Origin of the sequence: Sphingomonas oleivorans, assembly GCF_003050615.1 — a bacterium.
In the GTDB taxonomy this organism is placed as follows: Bacteria; Pseudomonadota; Alphaproteobacteria; order Sphingomonadales; family Sphingomonadaceae; genus Sphingomonas_H; species Sphingomonas_H oleivorans.
The window spans coordinates 14,676-32,629 of the sequence record NZ_NWBU01000007.1; the positions used below are offsets into that span (position 1 = coordinate 14,676).

Annotated in this window: 16 protein-coding genes and 1 pseudogene; 7 read left to right on the forward strand and 10 right to left on the reverse strand. The window is 64.7% G+C overall.

What is annotated here, in order from left to right; all coding sequences use genetic code 11:
* Positions 1–197 precede the first annotated feature (197 nt).
* Genes CLG96_RS08275 through CLG96_RS08285 form a run of 3 tightly spaced genes read left to right on the forward strand, consistent with a single transcriptional unit; the run spans position 198 to position 3,441 of the window.
* Complete coding sequence (locus CLG96_RS08275; protein WP_107967421.1) at positions 198–1,784, forward strand: GspE/PulE family protein; 1,587 nt, start codon at positions 198–200, stop codon at positions 1,782–1,784.
* Positions 1,781–2,998, forward strand: a complete 1,218-nt coding sequence (locus CLG96_RS08280) for a type II secretion system F family protein (RefSeq protein ID WP_107967422.1) — start codon at positions 1,781–1,783, stop codon at positions 2,996–2,998. Before CLG96_RS08275 ends, CLG96_RS08280 begins: the two co-directional genes overlap by 4 nt.
* A complete protein-coding gene (locus tag CLG96_RS08285; RefSeq protein WP_107967423.1) occupies positions 2,995–3,441 on the forward strand; it encodes a prepilin-type N-terminal cleavage/methylation domain-containing protein in 447 nt (148 codons plus the stop codon). The genes CLG96_RS08280 and CLG96_RS08285 overlap by 4 nt, the downstream gene beginning before the upstream one ends.
* A gap of 355 nt (positions 3,442–3,796) precedes the next feature.
* On the opposite strand, the gene CLG96_RS08290 is transcribed toward CLG96_RS08285, so the two are convergent.
* Both CLG96_RS08290 and CLG96_RS08295 read right to left on the reverse strand, forming a co-directional pair.
* Positions 3,797–4,123, reverse strand: coding sequence for a plasmid partitioning protein RepB C-terminal domain-containing protein (locus CLG96_RS08290; RefSeq protein ID WP_341476945.1), 327 nt, complete (start codon positions 4,121–4,123; stop codon positions 3,797–3,799).
* Positions 4,124–4,172: 49 nt separating this feature from the next.
* Positions 4,173–4,836, reverse strand: a pseudogene (locus CLG96_RS08295) (DDE-type integrase/transposase/recombinase); the annotation flags it as partial.
* Between the two features lie 57 nt (positions 4,837–4,893).
* Here CLG96_RS08295 and CLG96_RS08300 point away from each other — a divergent pair.
* The 3 genes from CLG96_RS08300 (at position 4,894) to CLG96_RS08310 (ending at position 7,703) form a co-directional block, all read left to right on the forward strand.
* On the forward strand, positions 4,894–5,601 hold the full coding sequence (locus CLG96_RS08300; protein WP_341476946.1) for a hypothetical protein: 708 nt from the start codon (positions 4,894–4,896) through the stop codon (positions 5,599–5,601).
* A gap of 661 nt (positions 5,602–6,262) precedes the next feature.
* Positions 6,263–6,562: a DUF736 domain-containing protein gene (locus CLG96_RS08305; protein WP_107967424.1), complete on the forward strand. Its 300-nt coding sequence runs from the start codon at positions 6,263–6,265 to the stop codon at positions 6,560–6,562.
* Between the two features lie 295 nt (positions 6,563–6,857).
* Entirely contained in the window at positions 6,858–7,703 is an 846-nt protein-coding gene (locus CLG96_RS08310; RefSeq protein WP_107967666.1) for a DUF932 domain-containing protein, read from the forward strand.
* Between the two features lie 142 nt (positions 7,704–7,845).
* On the opposite strand, the gene CLG96_RS08315 is transcribed toward CLG96_RS08310, so the two are convergent.
* From CLG96_RS08315 to lnt, 7 genes are all read right to left on the reverse strand, one after another.
* The gene (locus tag CLG96_RS08315) at positions 7,846–8,814 is read right to left on the reverse strand and encodes an HNH endonuclease family protein (RefSeq protein ID WP_341476947.1); all 969 of its coding nucleotides are present in this window, start codon (positions 8,812–8,814) and stop codon (positions 7,846–7,848) included.
* Between the two features lie 17 nt (positions 8,815–8,831).
* A complete protein-coding gene (locus CLG96_RS08320; protein WP_107967426.1) occupies positions 8,832–9,749 on the reverse strand; it encodes a nucleotidyl transferase AbiEii/AbiGii toxin family protein in 918 nt (305 codons plus the stop codon).
* Positions 9,749–10,609 carry a type IV toxin-antitoxin system AbiEi family antitoxin domain-containing protein gene (locus CLG96_RS08325; RefSeq protein WP_107967427.1) on the reverse strand — a complete coding sequence of 287 codons (861 nt, stop codon included), beginning with the start codon at positions 10,607–10,609 and terminating at the stop codon, positions 9,749–9,751. The genes CLG96_RS08320 and CLG96_RS08325 overlap by 1 nt, the downstream gene beginning before the upstream one ends.
* Positions 10,610–11,033: 424 nt before the next feature.
* Positions 11,034–12,284: a tyrosine-type recombinase/integrase gene (locus tag CLG96_RS08330; RefSeq protein ID WP_107967428.1), complete on the reverse strand. Its 1,251-nt coding sequence runs from the start codon at positions 12,282–12,284 to the stop codon at positions 11,034–11,036.
* A 140-nt stretch (positions 12,285–12,424) separates the two neighbouring features.
* Positions 12,425–13,105, reverse strand: coding sequence for a tRNA (guanosine(46)-N7)-methyltransferase TrmB (gene trmB, locus CLG96_RS08335; protein WP_107967429.1), 681 nt, complete (start codon positions 13,103–13,105; stop codon positions 12,425–12,427).
* Positions 13,106–13,201: 96 nt separating this feature from the next.
* The gene (metK, locus tag CLG96_RS08340; protein ID WP_107967430.1) at positions 13,202–14,365 is read right to left on the reverse strand and encodes a methionine adenosyltransferase; all 1,164 of its coding nucleotides are present in this window, start codon (positions 14,363–14,365) and stop codon (positions 13,202–13,204) included.
* A gap of 81 nt (positions 14,366–14,446) precedes the next feature.
* Positions 14,447–15,976 (reverse strand): apolipoprotein N-acyltransferase, encoded by a 1,530-nt coding sequence (gene lnt, locus CLG96_RS08345; protein WP_107967431.1) that lies wholly within the window; start codon positions 15,974–15,976, stop codon positions 14,447–14,449.
* A gap of 140 nt (positions 15,977–16,116) precedes the next feature.
* On the opposite strand from lnt, the gene CLG96_RS08350 reads away from it, so the two are divergent.
* Complete coding sequence (locus CLG96_RS08350; protein WP_107967432.1) at positions 16,117–16,548, forward strand: VOC family protein; 432 nt, start codon at positions 16,117–16,119, stop codon at positions 16,546–16,548.
* A 30-nt stretch (positions 16,549–16,578) separates the two neighbouring features.
* Here CLG96_RS08350 and CLG96_RS08355 read toward each other — a convergent pair whose 3' ends face one another.
* On the reverse strand, positions 16,579–17,910 hold the full coding sequence (locus CLG96_RS08355; RefSeq protein ID WP_107967433.1) for a PQQ-dependent sugar dehydrogenase: 1,332 nt from the start codon (positions 17,908–17,910) through the stop codon (positions 16,579–16,581).
* Between the last annotated feature and the right edge of the window lie 44 nt (positions 17,911–17,954).

Here is a 17,954-nt window from a genome sequence, read left to right on the forward strand (position 1 = left end):
AATGATGCGGCCACCCCGTGCTTCCCCTCCTCGCCATGGGCGGAACTGTCGAGCCGCACCGCCCGATCGACAAGCAGCGCCGATACGGGATCGTATAGGCTGCGTCGGGGATTACGGCTCAACTACATGATCCCTAGTCGGTCTTGGATACCGAGCCGCCGCGCGAGGCATATTCTTGCGCCGGAGGTCGACCTGAGATGCGACGGATCGCCGAAATGCTGCTCGCGCGCGGCCTCGTCACCGAACGGGATCTTGATGATGCCGCGGCGCTTCAGCGGCACACGGGCAGCACTCTCCCCTCCGCGCTCGTCCGCCTCGGCGCGCTCGCCGAGGAGAATCTGCTCCTCATATTATCCGAGGAGCTCGGCATGCCGCTCCTCGGACGGGCCGAGCTGCCCGCCAGCGCGGCGGTCGCCGAGGCGATCGAGCGGCTTCACATTCCGCTCGGTTGGCTCGCCGAGAAGCAGGCGGTGCTATGGTTCGAGGGCATGGGTGCGGAGGAACGGCTCTGCCTCGCCGGTCCGCGTGCTTATGATGCCGAGCTGCAGGAAGCCGCCGAACAGGGCCATGACGCACCCGCCCGCCTCCATCTCGTTGCCAGCGAAGCGATAGCGCCCCTGCTCGCAGCACTGGGCGAGGAGGCACAAACCGAAGCGGCCGCGGCGTCCATCTCCACCCCCTCACGGCTCCGCGAGCTGGCGGAGGAGGCGCCCGTCATCGATTTCGTCAATGCCATGTTCGCCGAAGCCGTCGCCCGCCGCGCGAGCGACATTCATGTCGAGCCGTTCGAGGATGTCATGACCGTCCGGCTACGGGTCGACGGCCTGCTCGTGCCCTGGCGCTCCGCCCCGCGCACGAGCTTCGATGCGGTGGCCTCGCGCATCAAGCTGCTGTCGGAAATGGACATCGCCGAACGCCGCCTGCCGCAGGACGGCCGCCAGAGCATCCGCATGGCGGGCCAGGATATCGATGCGCGCGTCTCCTCGCTCCCCACCGTCTGGGGCGAATCGATCGTGCTGCGCTTCCTCGGCAAGACGCGCGACCTGCCGACGCTCACCGGCCTCGGCCTGTCCGACGAGGATGCCGCCCGCCTGCTCGCGACGATCGCGAAGCCGAACGGCATAGTGATCGTCTCCGGCCCCACTGGATCGGGCAAGACGACGACCGTCTACCGCCTGATCAGCCATCTCAACGACGGCGTGCGCAAGATCGTGACGATCGAGGATCCCGTCGAGATCGATTTTCCCGGCGTGCTCCAGATGAATGTACGGGCCGATATCGGCCTCAGCTTTGCCGCCGGGTTGCGATCGATCCTACGCCAGGATCCCGACGTGATCTTCATCGGCGAGATACGCGATTCCGAAACCGCCCGGATTGCCGTGCAGGCCGCGCTGACCGGGCATCTCGTAATCTCCACCGTCCACACCGATTCCGCGGTGGCCGCGATCACGCGGCTGCTCGATCTTGGCCTCGAGGATTTTCTGCTGGCCGATGTGCTGACGGGCCTCGTGGCGCAACGGTTGCTTAGGCGGCTCTGCACGGAATGTGGCGGCACCGGCTGCGCGCAGTGCGGCGATAGCGGCTATCGCGGACGCATCGGCGCTTTCGAGGTGGTGACGCTCGACGCGCCGCTCCGCGCCGCAATCCGCAGCCGGGCATCGCAGGACGAGCTGCTCGCCATTGCCCGGGCGAGCGGCCTGCGCACCATGCAGGAGGATGCCGCGCTCAAGACGCGGCGCGGCGAGACGAGCCTCGGCGAGCTCCGTCGCGTGCTCGGCGGATGAGCGAAGCCCCGGCCACGCGCCGCCGCTTCCGCTACACCGCCCGCACCTTGGCAGGCGATAGGATCGCGGACAGCATCGCCGCGCCCGATCGCGTCACGGCGCTTCGCCAGCTCGCGCGCGCCGATCTGGTCGTGATCGACATCGCCGAAACGGGCACCGGAACGGGCACACGGCGCAGCGCCGCGCTCCATGCCCAACGGCTCCTCATCATGCGCCAGTTCGCGGTGATGCTGCGTGCCCGGGTAGAGTTGCTCGAGGCAATCGAGTCCATCGCCTCGGGCCTTGCCGATCGCACGCTCAGGGACGGGCTACGCGAAATCGCCGCCGGGCTGCGCCGCGGCGACCGGCTGGCCAAGGCATTCGCGACGGGCCTGCCCGGTTTCCCAGACCATATCTATGCGCTGCTCGAAGCCGGCGAGACGACGGGACGGCTCGACCGGGTGATCGACGAGGCGGTCTCTGAGCTCGCCGTCGAAGCACGGGTCGCGCGTGAACTCCGCACCGCGCTCGCCTATCCGCTATTCCTGATGGGCGCGGGGTTGCTCGTCATCCTGTTCATGTTCCTGATCGTCGTTCCCCGTTTTGCCGCGATGATCGGCTCGCGGCGGGACAGTCTCGAAGGTCTGCCCGCGTTCGTGCTCGGCATCGGGGAAGCGGCCCAGGCGCATGGGCTGGGGATCCTCCTTGCCGCGATCCTGCTTGGCATTGGCGGCCATGCGCTGGGCTTCAGCGCCGCCGGCAAGCGCATGCTCCTGCCGCTGATCGAGCGGCTGCCCATCCTGTCCGGCCTTGTCGCCGCGCGCCAATGCGCCAGCTGGGCGCGGATCATGGCCTTTGCCATCGGTGCGGGTGTCGGCCTGCTGGAAGCCTCGACGCTGGCGCTCGCGGCGCTGCCCGACGGGCGCTTCCGGGCAGCGCTGGCACATGCGGCGCGCGGCTTCCGCGCAGGCAAGACGGTCGCCGACGCGCTTGCCGAGACAGGCGCCATCGGCGCGATGGATGTCAGCCTGCTCCGGGCCGGGCAACGATCGGGTGCCCTGGCCGAAATGTTCGGGCTGATCGCCGATTATCATCAGGAACGGCTGCACGAAGCGCTCAAACGCGCCAGCATGGTGGTGGAGCAGCTGGCGATCATTCTCGTCGCCGCCGCGATCGGCACGATCGTGCTGAGCCTGGTGAGCGCCATGACGAGCGTCTACGAAGCCGTCCAATGAGGGCCGGCGCGGTGCCCGACCGGGGCTTTACCGTGATCGAGCTGCTCGTGGCGGTCGTGATCATGGCCATGGTTTTGATCCCCGTGGCGCGGATGCAGGCGGATCTCAGCCGCCGGCATGCGCGTCAGGCAGTGCTGCTTGATCGCTTTACGGCCATGCATAATGCGCTGGCCCTGCTGCGCGGATTGAATCCGCTCGCGGAACCGAGCGGCCGCCGCCTCCTCGCCCCAGGCCTCCTCCTGCAATGGCGCGCGACCCGAGTCAGCGAGGTCCGGCGCAGCCTGCGCTTCCTCGGCGGGGAGGGCGATTTCGATGTCGCCCTTTTCCGGATTGATGCGCAGATCCTTCGATCTTCGGGAGGAATGCCGATGCGTTTCGCGATCGAGCGTCTCGGCTGGCGCGCGATCCCGGGGTCGGCGCCATCTGTGACCAGTTGCCCTTGATCACGGGCGACACAGCGGAAGCGCCTTGAAGAGCACCCTCCGCGATCACCCGCAGGAGTCGACCAACCCTCCTACGGACCCACACCGATGAAGCGCGAGTTCACCGACCTGCTGCCGGCGAGATCACCACCGTCTGATCCCAATAATGCCACGATATGAAGAGGGCCCCGGTCGGGGCCCTCTTCATATCGTCAGAACTACATCAGCGCTGGCCTGCTCTTACTCCGCCATACTGGCCTGAAATCCGGCCGCCGTTGACATGTCGACCTGCAGCATCACCGACTGGCGCTCAAAGCCCAACCGCACGCGGTTCTCTGCGCCGGGGTCCGCTCGGTCCCTGCTCGAGGCATCCCACTCAGTCATCGACATCACCCGCAATCCGCATGGCAAGCGCACGCGGCATGGTTTCAAGCCCCTCGGCCCGCAACAGCGTCAGGAAGCCTTCATCACCGAGCAGATCCTTGATGGCTTCGACGATGAACAGAAGGCGCGTCTGCGTGAAATCCGACTTCTTGACCAACAGGCGCTGCTTCTCTGCCTCTCGCTGGTAAACCTGCATGAGGTCACTGGCCGTCAATTTGCGGTTGCTGGATTTCCGCCCAAGCTTGCCGGCGCGCATCGACTTGTTCCGTCCGCGCATGCGCAAGTCGAGAAAGCTGTCCGTCGTCAGAACATTTGGCACAGATCGCGGCGTAGATTAGCGGAGTGCGGGCTTCATCTTGGGGTTGATGTTATGCGGCGAGCTTGCGGTGAAGCAAGCGCCGATGTTCGATGGTCTGTCGCTTGATCCTTTCACGCTGTTGGATGACGGCCGGGGCCCTGCCGAAGTAGGCGTCAGCGGGCGTCACGTTGTTCAGGCTCTCGTGGTAACGCTGGTGATTGTAGTGCTCGACGAAGGCCTCGATCTGCGCCTCGAGGTCGCCGGGCAGGCAGTAGTTTTCCAGCAGGATGCGGTTTTTCAAGGTCTGGTGCCAGCGTTCGATCTTGCCCTGTGTTTGCGGATGACACAGGGCGCCGCGCACATGGCTCATCTTCCGGGCCTCGATGTATTCCGCCAGTTCGCCCGCGATGTAGCTGGGGCCATTATCCGACAGCAACCTGGGCTTGTGCAGCACCGTGGCGCTGTCACAGCCCGAGGCCTTGAGGGCGAGGTCCAGCGTATCGGTGACATCCTCGGCCCGCATGGTGGTGCACAGCTTCCAGGCGATGATGTAGCGCGAGAAGTCGTCGAGCAGCGTCGAGAGGTACATCCAGCGCCATCTCGACGATCTGGTCCTGAATATCGTCACCGATGCGGTTCCACACCCGGCTCGGCGCGGAAGGTCGATCTTCCAAGGCCTCCGGCCCGCCTTCGAGGAAGCGGTCATACCAGCGGTAGAACGTCCGGCGGGCAAGCCGGTTTCCGATAGTCTAGCCCGCGACCTGTCCGCGCACCGGACGCTGGCGCTTCGCGTGGCGCTGGCCGAACGCCCCGATCTGGCGCTGGTCGCGCTCACCCATACGCTGACCGCACAACTGTTCTACGGCTATACCGAGGCCGGTTGCCTTGAAGTCCGCCCGACCGTGACGCCGCTTGGCAGTCATGCGGATGGGATCGAGGATACGCGGCTGGCAGTGCGGGCGAGCGGGCAGCACGAGGCATGGGCCGAGCGGATGCCGCGCGACGTGGTCGACCTGTGGGCGTTCATCGTCGGGCTGGATGGTAAAACCCGGGTGGCGCTGCTGGCACATTGCGCGTCCCGCACCGTCAATGCGCTGTGCCTGCCGTGGGATCGCAAGCCCCGGTCGCTGCAAACGGCGGACAGGCTGGCGAGCGCGCTGGCATTGGACGTGGCGAAGGACTGGACGCCCACCGTGGACAGCTACCTTGGCCGCGTCACCAAGGCTCATATCGTGGAGGCTGTGACCGAAGGCGTGTCGGAGGACGCCGCCCGCCGCATCGCAGACTTGAAGAAGTCGGACATGGCACGGGTCGCCGAGCAGCTTTTGGCCGGGACTGGCTGGCTTCCCGCCATGCTGTGGACGCCGAAGCCGGAAGTGCAGGAGCCCGGGCCCGTTGACGCCGAGGGCATGGGGAGCGTGGAATTGCCGTCCGAGGCGGAGGCTTCCGACGCCCAACCGGAGGACGGCGAGTCGTTCTTAGTCACCGCCGCCGAATAGCGGCATCGGGCCGGGACCGCTCACGCGGTCCCGGCCTTTAATTTCCACCGACGAAACATCGCGGCCGCGCACGTTGGGACGCGGCCGATTTGTCCGCTACGAAGACGCCCCGCTCCGATGGCGCTTGCCGCGTGCGGTAGATGGATCAATGAGCAAATATATTGGCGGTCGATCTCCTGGATTGATCTGGCTGGAGCCGAAAGCGGTCCGACCCGCGACAAGGAAATTGGCGTTCAGCGGCTGTCGATCCCGCCTCGCGTTCGACCGGCTGCGCCGCGCGTGCGGAGTGTCCGTTGCGCCCGCCATCCCATGATCGACTTCGTTGCCGGTCGGCTGCGGGTAGCGCAATTCAGCTGGGACGATTGCCCGCCTGTCAGGTCGCGACGGTGTGCCAACGTGTCCGCTTCCGGCATCGGCACGACCGCGCGGTCTCGAATGGCTTGATCTAACCGGGGCCAGCTTCGCCTTTCCCGGCCTGGCGCAACGCCGCCGCGCGGCTTTTTTCCGCCGCCTTCGGCTTTGCATCGCAAAGCAAAAAAGCCGCGCGGCGCCATCCTCCGCTGCGCTCCGGCCGCCAGCGGTGCGCGTCCGATCATCCCCGCTTCACGACAAGCCATCGAGGCCGCGGCGGTCGCGGCCCGAGAGCAAAAGGAACTTCGACATGGCTACCATCGGCACCTTCACCCAGGCGGGCAACGGCTCCTTCACCGGAACCATCAAGACGCTCACCCTCAACGCCAAGGCTACTCTCCGGCCGATCGACAAGGAGAGCGAGAAGACACCCGACTTCCGTCTCGCGGTCAGCGCCATCGAGTGCGGCGCGGGATGGAAGAAGACGAGCCGCGAAAACCGCGATTACATCTCGGTCAAGCTGGACGATCCCACCTTCCCGGCGCCGATCTACGCCACGCTGGTCGAAACCGAGACCGCCGGCGAATATGCGCTGATCTGGTCCCGCTGATCTCGATGCGGCGCCCCGCTCCATCGGAGCGGGGCATCTTCTCATGCTTTTGTTTCGCCGGTTCTTGCAGATGGACGGGCCAGTCGGCCCGGCATTTTTGCTGCAGATGCTTGGGGCGCTGCCCCTGGCGCCCTTTGGATCGGCTTCCGCCCAGCTTCCTCCACGCCTTCCGCGTTCCGTGCAGCCGGTTCCCCGCGAAGCCGCCCACTCCGGTTGCACCCCCGGTCTCGCCGACGGGCAGGGTTTCAGCGCGGCGCTTCCCGCTGCGTGGAAACCCAGGCTCAAGGAAGGACCGATCATGTATCATCAGCTTGCCACCCGTTTCGGCCGCAATGCGCACCAGATCAGCGGATATGAGGCACTCGACAACGAAGCGCTCTACCGCCACGTCCCCTCCATCTTCGCCCGCGAGGCGCATGACAGCCGTTCGGAGCGCTATGTCTATGTTCCGACCATCGACATTGTGGAGGGGCTGCGCCGCGAAGGATGGATCCCGTTCTTCGCCGTCCAGTCGGTCCCGCGCGACGGTAGCCGCCACGGCCATGCCAAGCATATGCTGCGCCTGCGCCGGGATGACGGCATCGGCAAGCCCGAAGCCGCCGAAGTCATCGTCGTCAACAGCCACGACGGGACCAGCGCCTATCAGATGTTCGCCGGGATGCTGCGCTTCGTCTGCACCAACAGCATGATCGCAGGCGAGCGGTTCGAGGAAGTCCGCGTGCCGCACAAGGGTAATATCCAGCACGACATCATCGAGGGGGTCTATACCGTTGCGGAGGACTTCCCCCGGCTGATCGAGGCCAGCAAAAGCATGAAGGCCACGCAGCTGTCCGAGGATGAACGGCGCTTGCTTGCCGAAGTAAGCCTCGTGGCGCGCTACGGCGAGGATGAAAGCCCGCTTCGTCCCGAGCAGATCATCGAACCACGCCGCCGGGAAGATGTCGGCAACAGCCTGTGGACGACGTTCAACGTCATTCAGGAAAACGTCATTCGTGGCGGGTTGCATGGCCGCAAGCGCAACGCCGAGGGCCGCGTCCGCCGCAGCCGGACCCGCGCCATCAACGGCATCGACCAGAATGTGACGCTCAATCGCGCGCTCTGGACGCTGGCCGAAGGGATGCAACGGCTGAAGGCTGGCTGAGAGGGCCAGGATCGCAGGGCCGGTGCATCCGGCCCTGCGATGACATGTTTACGCGAGCCTCCCCGGTGGTCCGATTTCGGCCTGAACGACGGCAGCTTCGCTCCCGATGATGGCGCCACCACAAACCGGCGCGGTCGCCGGGCTACTGCCCGGCTCGCAGATTTCCCTGTGCATTTTCCACACCGATCAGGATGGTCGTCCCCGTGGCGGACGGCTGCGGGTTTTCAGAAGTCGGGCTTCGTCCGTCTGGACCGAGCCAGGCCAAGCCCTGAGCCACGCCCATTGAACGGCCGACGAGGGACTGAAGAAGCCCATCCCCATCAGTGGGGCTTATGCCCGTGAGCGCCCTCGATGCCGCCGAGAAGGATTTATGGGGCATCTCCGAACCGTCAATGGACAACCCGTCCTCGGTAATGACGCCGCGGAATTCCTTGCCGGCATAGACGAAACGGCATTGCGTGCCCTTTGCCGGGAAAAAGGTCGGGAGAGCGCTCCACCCCGGAGTGCCTGCCGTTGCGGCGACGGGAATGTCCGTACGATCGGGCGCCCCCCAGATGGTGCGCGCCACTTCGAACAAGGCGTCGCCGCGGTCCTGGATGGCGGCTTCATCCCAATAGTCAAAGCCGCCAAGGTCCCGACTGAGCGCAAGCGCAGTGTTGGCCTTGATCGCCGGCATTTTTACGGAGAATGGCCCATTGGAAATGGTTAAGTTGAGGGCCAGCGTCATCAACGTCAGATTGCCGATCGCGTTGACGGCGCTGTTGCGCGCCCGCACCAAGTTCGCGAGTTCCGGAGGATAATCCGCTTCACTCACCCCCTCCATGCCGGGGAGCGGCCAGGTCGCATGCCATTTCTGCGGCATGATATGCTCGATCGTCAGCGCCGAGCGGATGACGATGTTCTCGTTCAGTGGTGTCTGCTTGGCGCTTTCGATGGCTTCGAAAATGTAGCGCAGGCGCGGTTGGCGGGCATTGCGATATTGCTCGCGCATGATCCAGTGATGCCGCCATTCCGTATCGTCCGGCCAGCGATCAAGATCAGCGGTCCGCCCGCCCAGACGGCGCGTAGTGGTGCATCGATCGCGAGTGCACTGCCCCGCAATTCCGCTGATGCAAGGATCGCATCAAGCTATCCGGCCAGCACCTCGTCAAGCTTGGCAAGTTGGTCCTCGAACTTGTCGGGCTGCTCCGCTCGCAGGCGCTCGAGGTTCCGCTGCTTCCATTGCACAGCTGGGAGCAGGCTTGCGTCGGTGGGTAGTGCGAGCTCAGCCCAGTGGGGTTCCCCCGCGAAGAAGGATCGGAGAAAGGCGGCCGGGCCGGTTCCCTGAATACGCTCGCGGATGTCTGCGACAAGTTTCGTGCGAATGTCGAGCAAGGCCTCGAGCGGCACGGGTTCTACCGTCATTCCGCTGAATTCACCTAAATAGGTGACATCCAGGTCGAGTAGGTTCGGAGCAAGTAGTTCATGGGGCGGGCGGTTGTGGCTCACCAGATAGACCAGGAATGCTTTGAAGATGTCGTCGGTGAGACCTTCGTTTTCGTAGAGATGCAGGATGTCGAAGAGATCGCGCGGATGCTGGCGGTCGAGCGCAGCGGCGATCTTTCCTGCATAGAGATCCGGCAGGGCGACGACCTGCATTTCAGCATAACCAAACTGAACCTCGACTGCTGAACGCACCGAGCGCATTTCGGGTTCGAACACCGTGCCGCGCAGCACGGGGCTGACTTCGACCTTGATCTGGGCAGTGTTACCGCGGACGATCAGCTTTGCGCCATCGCCGGAGTTTTGCTCGGTGACCTTGAGGCCCAGGCGCTTGCGTATGCTGCCGGCGATCCGCGCAAAACCGGCTTGGATCGCGGCAAGCGATTCCGATCGACTGGCAATCGGCAGATACACCAAGTCGATATCTACCGAGAGCCGCGGCAGGTCTCGGACGAACAGGTTAATGGCGGTGCCGCCCTTGAGCGCAAAGGCTTGCTCCCGGGCGATTTCGGGAATCGTTCGAACAAGAAGAGTGACTTGGGCGGAATAGACCTCCGTCGACATCAGCTCGCCCTCGAAGCACTTCTGGGTTTTCCGGATTTCGGCACGGTGATCTGAAACTCTGGATCGAACTCCCCGCCCGGCACGATCTGGCGCTTGCCTGAGCCGATGTCGATATCTGCAGCCCGCAATCTTCGCGCCCAGGCGTGGCGGTGCTGTCCTGCGAAATAGAGGAACAACCGCTTTGCCTTGACGCTCTGGCACGCGAGCAGCAGCGCCTCCATGAGCTTTGGCCGGAGCGTGGTCAGCCCTTCAAACAGCTCGGCGCCATGCTGAAAGCTGACCGCCTTGGGGACCTCTTCCAAGGTCTCGAGGATGGCACGCTCGAGACTGGAGACGCGTAGATGCTGCCGGTGCGGGACCGCATGGTCGCCCGATAGGTCGGCAGGCCCAAGGCCAGAGGTTACCAGGTCTAGCGCACGGGTCTCGAGACCGATATCCGGGGTGGCATCGCTGAACAGCTTGCGCGATCTGACGTCGAAGTCGGCGTTCAGAGCGAGGCGACGAAGATACGAGCGTACTGCCGGGGCATCGGTGTAGAGCCATATGCGCCTACGCCCGAGCGGCGCATATTGCCAATAGCCCGCAAGCTCGAGCGCGGACATTCCACCGACATGCACGGGCACCTTCAACAGCGTTTGCAGGGAGAGCGTTGCGATCTCCCAACGCACCGCCCCACCGTTCTCGGGTTCAGGGCGCCTGTAGAGCCGCGATCCGACCCGCTCCAGCCAGCCGCGCTCGACATAGTCGCGAATGGAAGAGGCGCTGAGCCCGATGTTCGAGAGCCAGGCCGCGTCAACCACGTACCGCTCGGGAAGCTCATGCATCAGCCGGTTTAAGAGGGAGGCCCTTTTTGCGGTCATCACGCAAGTTATGTCAGATTGGTAAACTAATGGAAAGCGATAGTTTGCCGGAACGCGATTTCTAGCGCTATAGGCGCAGAAAAGTCGTGGCTCGTAAACCGGGAGCCTATGCAACTCGGCAGCTGCGTACAATCACCATCGATGCATCAAAGGTTCGGTTTGTCGGCAAGCGACCACAAGGACGCGCCGAGCTCAGCCATCCTGGCGCGCCCTTGTGGTTGCAACATGTCGCGCTGCGACATGCAGCCAGCTCGATCTGGCTGGGCGACCGGATCTCGTGCTGGCAGTCGGCCTTACCAGCCTGCGCGAGCAACTCGTCGACATGCTTGCAGCCATCGACAAAGCCCGGTCCTGATGCAGCTGGCTGGCCCGCGCGGCCTGTAGGCCTTGGTGCCATTATCTTCGCGCCCCGGTATGCATCGACCTACGCTACCTTTTCGGCGTTGTCGCTTACAGCGGCTACAGCAAGGTCGGCTTCGATCCCCAATACCTTTTGCAGATGCGTGCCCCAGTCACGCATCGCTTGCTCTTTCTCGGTTTTCCAATCGTGCCGCTGGTAGATTGCTGCAACACCTGATCGCGATACGCCGACATGGTTCAGAATGGCTTCGGTGACCTCAAACCGGACGCCGAGACGCTGAAGGCCGGTTGCCACAGTTCGACGCAGATCATGAAGGCGCCATCCGGGAACAGGGTCACCGCCGTCCTTTTTCAGCAGCGCGTCGATCATCTTTTTGCCTTTGTCATAACCGGAAAAGCTGTGGCCGGTCGACGTTGCGAACACGCGACCCCGACGAGGCCATTTCGCGCCACCGGCAATCTCGTCCAGCACCGCAATCGCAAGGTCATTGAGCGGCACAATGTTAAACTCGCCATTCTTGGCGCGCTCGGAGGGCAGTCGCCAAACCCGCTCGCCGCGATTCAATTCTGCCCAGGCAAGGCTGGAAACTTCTTCGCGACGTTGGCCTGTGAGGATGAGAAGTCGTACGATAGGACCGAAGCATCGATGGGTCTTCGGGGTCAGTACCCAAATCCGGCGGAGCTCTTCATCCGAAAGCCAGCGATCGCGGGCTTTGACCGCGGCAGGCGTCTCCATGCCTTCCATTGGACTCCGTTCGATGTCCCCGCGACTGATTGCCCATTTGAACAGACGCCGAAGAACGGCAAAGACGTTCCGACGGTTTGCCTGCTGGCCAGATGGCATATTATCAAAGACGGCGACGACGTCCGGGCGGGTGATTTTGGGAAGGGGCTTGTCCCGCAGGATCGGTTTGATGTGGAGACGCAGGGCCTGTTTGACCACCCGACCCCAAGCCCTGGGGTCGCAGGATTCGGCGAATCGATCAGCATAGTTCGAAAAGGCCAGATCAACTGCTTCCCTGCGCCGCTGCTTGTCCGCATCGGCTGGATCGACGCCCTGAGCCACCAGGATCTGTAGCCGCTCGGCTTCGGCACGGGCGGTGACGGGCGTCCACGGGGAACCATGGCTTCCAATCGTATATCGTCGCGTCTTCGCCTCCCGGCCGCCCATACGGTACTGTAGGACATAGGTCGCCGCGCCGGACGCTAATGTCCTTACGCCGAACCCCTTCAGATCCTCATCCCAGAGGAAGCCTTCGACGCCTGCCGCGCGCAGTGCGTCAACCGTCCGCTTGATGACTTTTCCCGTCGCCATTTGCGCCTCCGCCGAAGCCTCATGTCCCGTTCTCGGTAATCACCGGGTAATCACCGTAGCAGAAATCGCAGGAATCCCCAACCTGCGGTGGCGTAGGTAAGTCACTTGAAAAACTAGCTTTTTGTACGCCAGGCTACGCCCTACTTTCTGGCAAATCTAAAGTACCAGACTTCGCGGCCTTCCTTACGCGCCTTGGCCTCGTAGCGGGTCTGCGGCCAGTCGTCGGGCCGCACGAGGAAGTCGGCGGGCCGTTCCGCGAGCCATTCAAATTCGGGCCGCGCGCCCATGATCATCATCGCCCAGCGGCAATAGACGGGATGGTCCGTCCCGAAGCGGAATTCGCCGCCCGGCTTCAGCTTGTCCGCGATCAGCTTGATCGGCCCATGGTTCATGAAGCGCCGCTTGGCGTGCCGTGCCTTGGGCCAGGGATCGGGATGGAGCAGATAGGCCCGCTCCAGCGAGGCGTCGGGCAGCCGCTCCAGCACCTCGATCGCATCGCCCATATGGATGCGGATATTGGCGATATCCGCATCCTCGATCTTCATCAGCGCGCCGACGACGCCGTCGAGAAAAGGTTCGCAGCCGATGAAGCCATGATCGGGCCGCATCTGCGCCTGTCCTGCCATATGCTCGCCCCGGCCGAAGCCGATCTCGAGCTCCAGCGGGCGATCGTCGCCGAACAGGGTAGGGGCATCGAGCGCGCCCGTCTCGGGCACGGAAATCGTCGGCAGCAGCTCTTCGACAAGGGCTGCCTGGCCCTGCCTCAGCTTGTGGCCCTGCCGGCGGCCATAGAGGCGGCGGATGGTCGTGGGATCGTTCATGGCCGACCGCCTACCCAAACAATCCTCGTCATGCCAGCGCGGGCTGGCATCCATGCCTCCCGCCACAGGCGGCGGGAGGCATGGTCGATCTCGAAATCAGAACGCCTGTTTCAGCGCGTCCACCAGATCGGTCTTCTCCCAGGTGAAGAAGTCCCCCTCCGCCTTGCGGCCGAAATGACCATAAGCGGCGGACGGCTGGTAGATCGGCTTGTTGAGCGCCAGATGCGTGCGGATGCCCTTCGGCGTCAGGCGCACCAGCTCAGGCAGCACCGCCTCGATCTTCGATTCTTCGACCGTGCCGGTGCCATGCGTGTCGACATAGAGCGACAGCGGCTCGGCAATGCCGATCGCATAGGAAAGCTGGATCGTTACGCGCTTGGCGAGGCCCGCCGCGACGATATTCTTGGCGAGATAGCGGCTGATATAGGCCGCCGAACGGTCCACCTTGGTCGGATCCTTGCCGGAGAAGGCACCCCCGCCATGCGGCGCCGCGCCGCCATAGGTGTCGACGATGATCTTGCGCCCGGTCAGCCCCGCGTCACCGTCCGGCCCGCCAATTTCGAACAGGCCGGTCGGGTTGACGAAGATATGCTCGTCGCCCGGCATCCAGCCCTGCGGCAGCACGTCGTTGAACACGCCCTTCACATAGTCGCGCAGCTTGCGCTGATCCGCGCCCACCGCATGCTGCGTCGAAACGACCAGCGCGGTCGCCTTCACCGGCACGCCATTTTCGAAGGCGAGCGTCACCTGGCTCTTGGCGTCGGGCTCGAGGAAGTCGACGACCTTGCCATGGCGGTCGGCGGCCAGCCGCTCGAGGATGCGGTGTGAATAATAGAGGGTGGCGGGCAGCAGGTCGGGCGTCTCGTCGGTGGCATAGCCGAACATGATGCCCTGGTCGCCGGCGCCTTCATCCTTGTTGCCGCTCTCGTCCACGCCCTGCGCGATATGGGCGGACTGTTCGTGCAGGTGGCAGGCGAAGTCGGCGGTCTGCCAGTGAAAGCCTTCCTGCTCATAGCCGATGCGCTTCACGGTCGCGCGGGCGGCGGTCTCGATCTCCTCGTTCGTCACGGGCACGGCCGAGCGCACTTCGCCGGCGAGGATGATGCGCTGCGTCGTCACCAGCGTCTCGCACGCCACGCGCGCGACCGGGTCCTTCGACAGGAACAGATCGACCACCGCGTCCGAAATCTGGTCCGCCACCTTGTCGGGATGGCCTTCGGAAACGCTTTCGGACGTGAAGAGATAATTGCTGCGCGCCATGCGTGATCGGTCCCTCTGATGCTATCCGGCGGTCTAGCCGCGCGGCGGACATAAAGACATAAAGCTTTCGTTATATCGCCCTTAGCGCGCCTTGATGCGCGGCGCAAACGCCAGCAGGGCGAGCAGGCCGGCGAGCAGCAGAGGCAGGACATTGCCATATCGCGCGAAGGGCGTGGGCGCCGCCGCGCGCGGCAGGCGGGCGTCGATCGCGCCCGCCTTGCGCCAGGGCAGATGTGCGATCAGCCGCCCGTCCGCGTCGATCAGGGCCGAAATGCCGGTCGGCGTCGAGCGGATGACGGGCAGCCCTTCCTCGATCGCGCGCAGCCGCGCCTGCGCCAGATGCTGTGGCGGGCCCCATGCGCCGAACCAGGCGTCGTTGGACGGATTGAACAGGAAGGCCGGCCGGTTCGCCCGGTCCACCACCTGGCCCGAAAAGATGATCTCGTAGCAGATCTGGATGCCGACCTTGCCGAAGCCCGGCACGGCCAGCGTCTCGGCGCCTGGCCCCGGCCAGAAATCGAGATCGCCCGGCGCCAGCCGGCTCAGTCCGATCGCGGACAATATCGGCCGCATCGGCAGATATTCGCCATAGGGCACGAGATGCGCCTTGTCATAGCGGCCAAGGATGCGGGCGAAGAAATCGATCGCGAACAGGCTGTTGCGCGCGGCCACCACATGCCCCGTCGGATCATATTCCAGCGCGGTGCCGCCGGTCAGCAGCATGTCGCGCGGGCCCAGCAGCGAAGCCAGCCGCGCACGCGTCCATGGCTCCTCCTCGATATAGTCGAGCACCGCCGCCTCCGGCCACATCAGCAGCCGCGGCTCGGCCCCTGGCTGGCCCGAAAGCGCCGCCAGCCGCGCGAAATTCCGTGCCGCCAGCTCCGCGCTATATTTGTCTTCCTGCCCGATATTGGGCTGGACGATGCGGATGAGCGGCCGGCCCGCATCGTTGCCCGGCTGCGACCGTACGGCGAGCGGCAGCAGGATCAGGGCCGTAGCAGCGATAGCCAGGGTGGCGACGGCTGCGCGCGTCAATTTTCGTCGGCGCGCTGCCTCCGCGAGCGGCACCGCTGCGCCGACCAGCGCGACGCTCAGGCCCGAAAGCCCGTAAGTGCCGATGAAGCGCGCCACCATCGCCAGCGGCGTTCCCACCCAGATCACGCCCAGCGGGTTCCAGGCGAAGCCGGTGAACATCGTCGCACGCAGCCATTCGCTGATGATCCACGCTGCGCCGAACAGCAGCGCGAAGGCCATTCCGCTCCGCCGTCCCAGCCCCCAGGCCAGTCCCGCCGCGATCGCCGGATAAACCGCCAGATAGAGCGACAGCAGCACGACCGCGATCCAACCCAGCCAGGCCGGCATTGCCGCCTGATAGGTGAATGCGGTGGCGATCCAGTTGAGCCCCAGCACGAACTGGCCCAGCCCGAACCACCAGCCCCGCGCCAGCGCCGCGCGCAGCCCGTCCGCCTCGCGCACCATCCACAGAAATCCGCCAAAGGCTGCCAGCGTCAGCGGCCACAATCCCAGCGGCGCGAAGCCGCAGGCCGAGACAGGGCCGAGAAGAAAGCAGAGGAGATGCGGCTTGCCGGGGCGGAGCGATCGGAAATTCATGCCGCCCCTTACCGCCATTCCGGCGCAGGCGTGAATCCCTCTTCTATTGTCGCCCCTGCGAGGGCAGGGGGCCATGTCTCTCCCCGCCGGCGACAATTTTCATGGATTGTCCAATCCAGGCGAAGGCCTAATCTGCGGCCATGTCGCTTCAGCCCTTCCACCTCGCCTTTCCCGTCCATGATCTTGCCGCCGCGCGCGCTTTCTATGGCAGGCTGCTCGGTTGTCCGGAGGGGCGCAGCGCGCCCGAATGGATCGATTTCGATCTCTACGGCCATCAGATCGTGGCGCATCTGAAGCCCGGAATGGAGCCCCATAAGGCGGACGCCACCTCGAACGAGGTCGACGGCCATGACGTGCCCGTGCCGCATTTCGGCGTCGTGCTCGGCTGGGACGACTGGCATGCGCTGGCGCAGCGGCTGGAGACGGCGGGCGTCGCCTTCGGCATCCCGCCACATATCCGCTTCCCGGGCAAAGCGGGCGAGCAGGCGACGATGTTCTTCCGCGATCCTTCGGGCAATGCGCTCGAATTCAAGGCGTTCCGCGATCTGGGGCAGCTCTTCGCAATCGATTGAGCCGTTCCGCCCCGGCAGCGGGAAGGGACGTCAGCGCGCCGCCACCCGCCAGATCTTGTTGCCCACATCGTCGGCCACCAGCAGTCCGCCGGTGCGATCGACCACCACCGCCACGGGCCGCCCGCGCGCTTCCTCCTCGGCGTTTAGGAAGCCGGTCAGCACGTCCACCGGCTTGCCCGTCGGCCTGCCCTTGACGAAGGGGACGTAGACCACCTTGTAGCCCGATTTCGGCCGGCGGTTCCACGATCCATGCTGGCCGATGAAGGCGCCGCTGGCGAATTGCGGGCCCAGCTTCGCGCCGGTGGCGAAGGTCAGGCCCAGCGATGCGGTATGCGGTCCCAGCGCATAATCGGGCCGGATCACATATTGGCGCAGGTCGTCCGGATCGGCCGGCACGCGCTTGTCGACATAGCCGCCCCAATAATACCAAGGCCAGCCATAGAAGCCGCCGAACTGCACGCTCGTCAGATAATCGGGAACGATGTCCGATCCGATCTCGTCACGTTCGTTGACGACGGTCCACAGCATCTTGCTGTCGGGGTTCCAAGCCATGCCGTTGGGATTACGCAGCCCATAGGCGAAGATGCGGTGCTTGCCGGTCTTGGCATCCACCTCCCAGATGGCGGCGCGGCCCTTTTCCACCTCCATGCCATGTTCGGCGACATTGCTGTTCGAGCCGACCGTCACATAGAGCTTCGACCCATCCTCGCTGGCGATCACATTCTTCGTCCAGTGATGGTTGCGCCGCCCGGCCGGCAGATCGACCAGCTTCACGCCCGGAACGTCGATCTTCGTCTGGCCGGGCACGAAGGGGAAGCGCAGCAGCTTGTCCGTATCGGCGACGTAGAGCTGGCCGTTCGCCAGCGCCATGCCGAAGGGCGAGTTGAGGCCGGACAGCAGCACCGAGCGGCTTTCCGCCACGCCATCCCCATCCGCATCGCGCAGCAGGGTGATGCGGTTGGCGGATGCCACGCCCGCGCCGGCCCGCCCCATCAGCTTTCTCTGTGCCCAGCCCCTGATGCCGTTGCTGTCGTCCGGCTTGGGCGGCGCGTTGCTTTCGGCCACCAGAACATCGCCATTGGCGAGCGGCAGCAGCCAGCGCGGATGGTCGAGCCCGGAGGCGAACGCCTTCACTGTCAGCCCGGGGGCAGGGGTGGGGGCTTCGCCCTCCTTCCAGCCGATCGCGGGGGCGACATTCACCGTTGGAAAGAGCTGCTTCTTCGGCTCGACCAATTTGGGCGAGGTGCCCTGCACATCGGCGACCGACAGGCTCGCCTTCTCCGAGTTCATGACGAAATAGCCGCCGATGATGATCGCCAGGACGACGAGGAGGGCGACGATGATGAGCGGACGTTTCTTCATGGGCTCTCCCCCTTCATTGTCCCCACGCGTCCGAAGATGGCCCG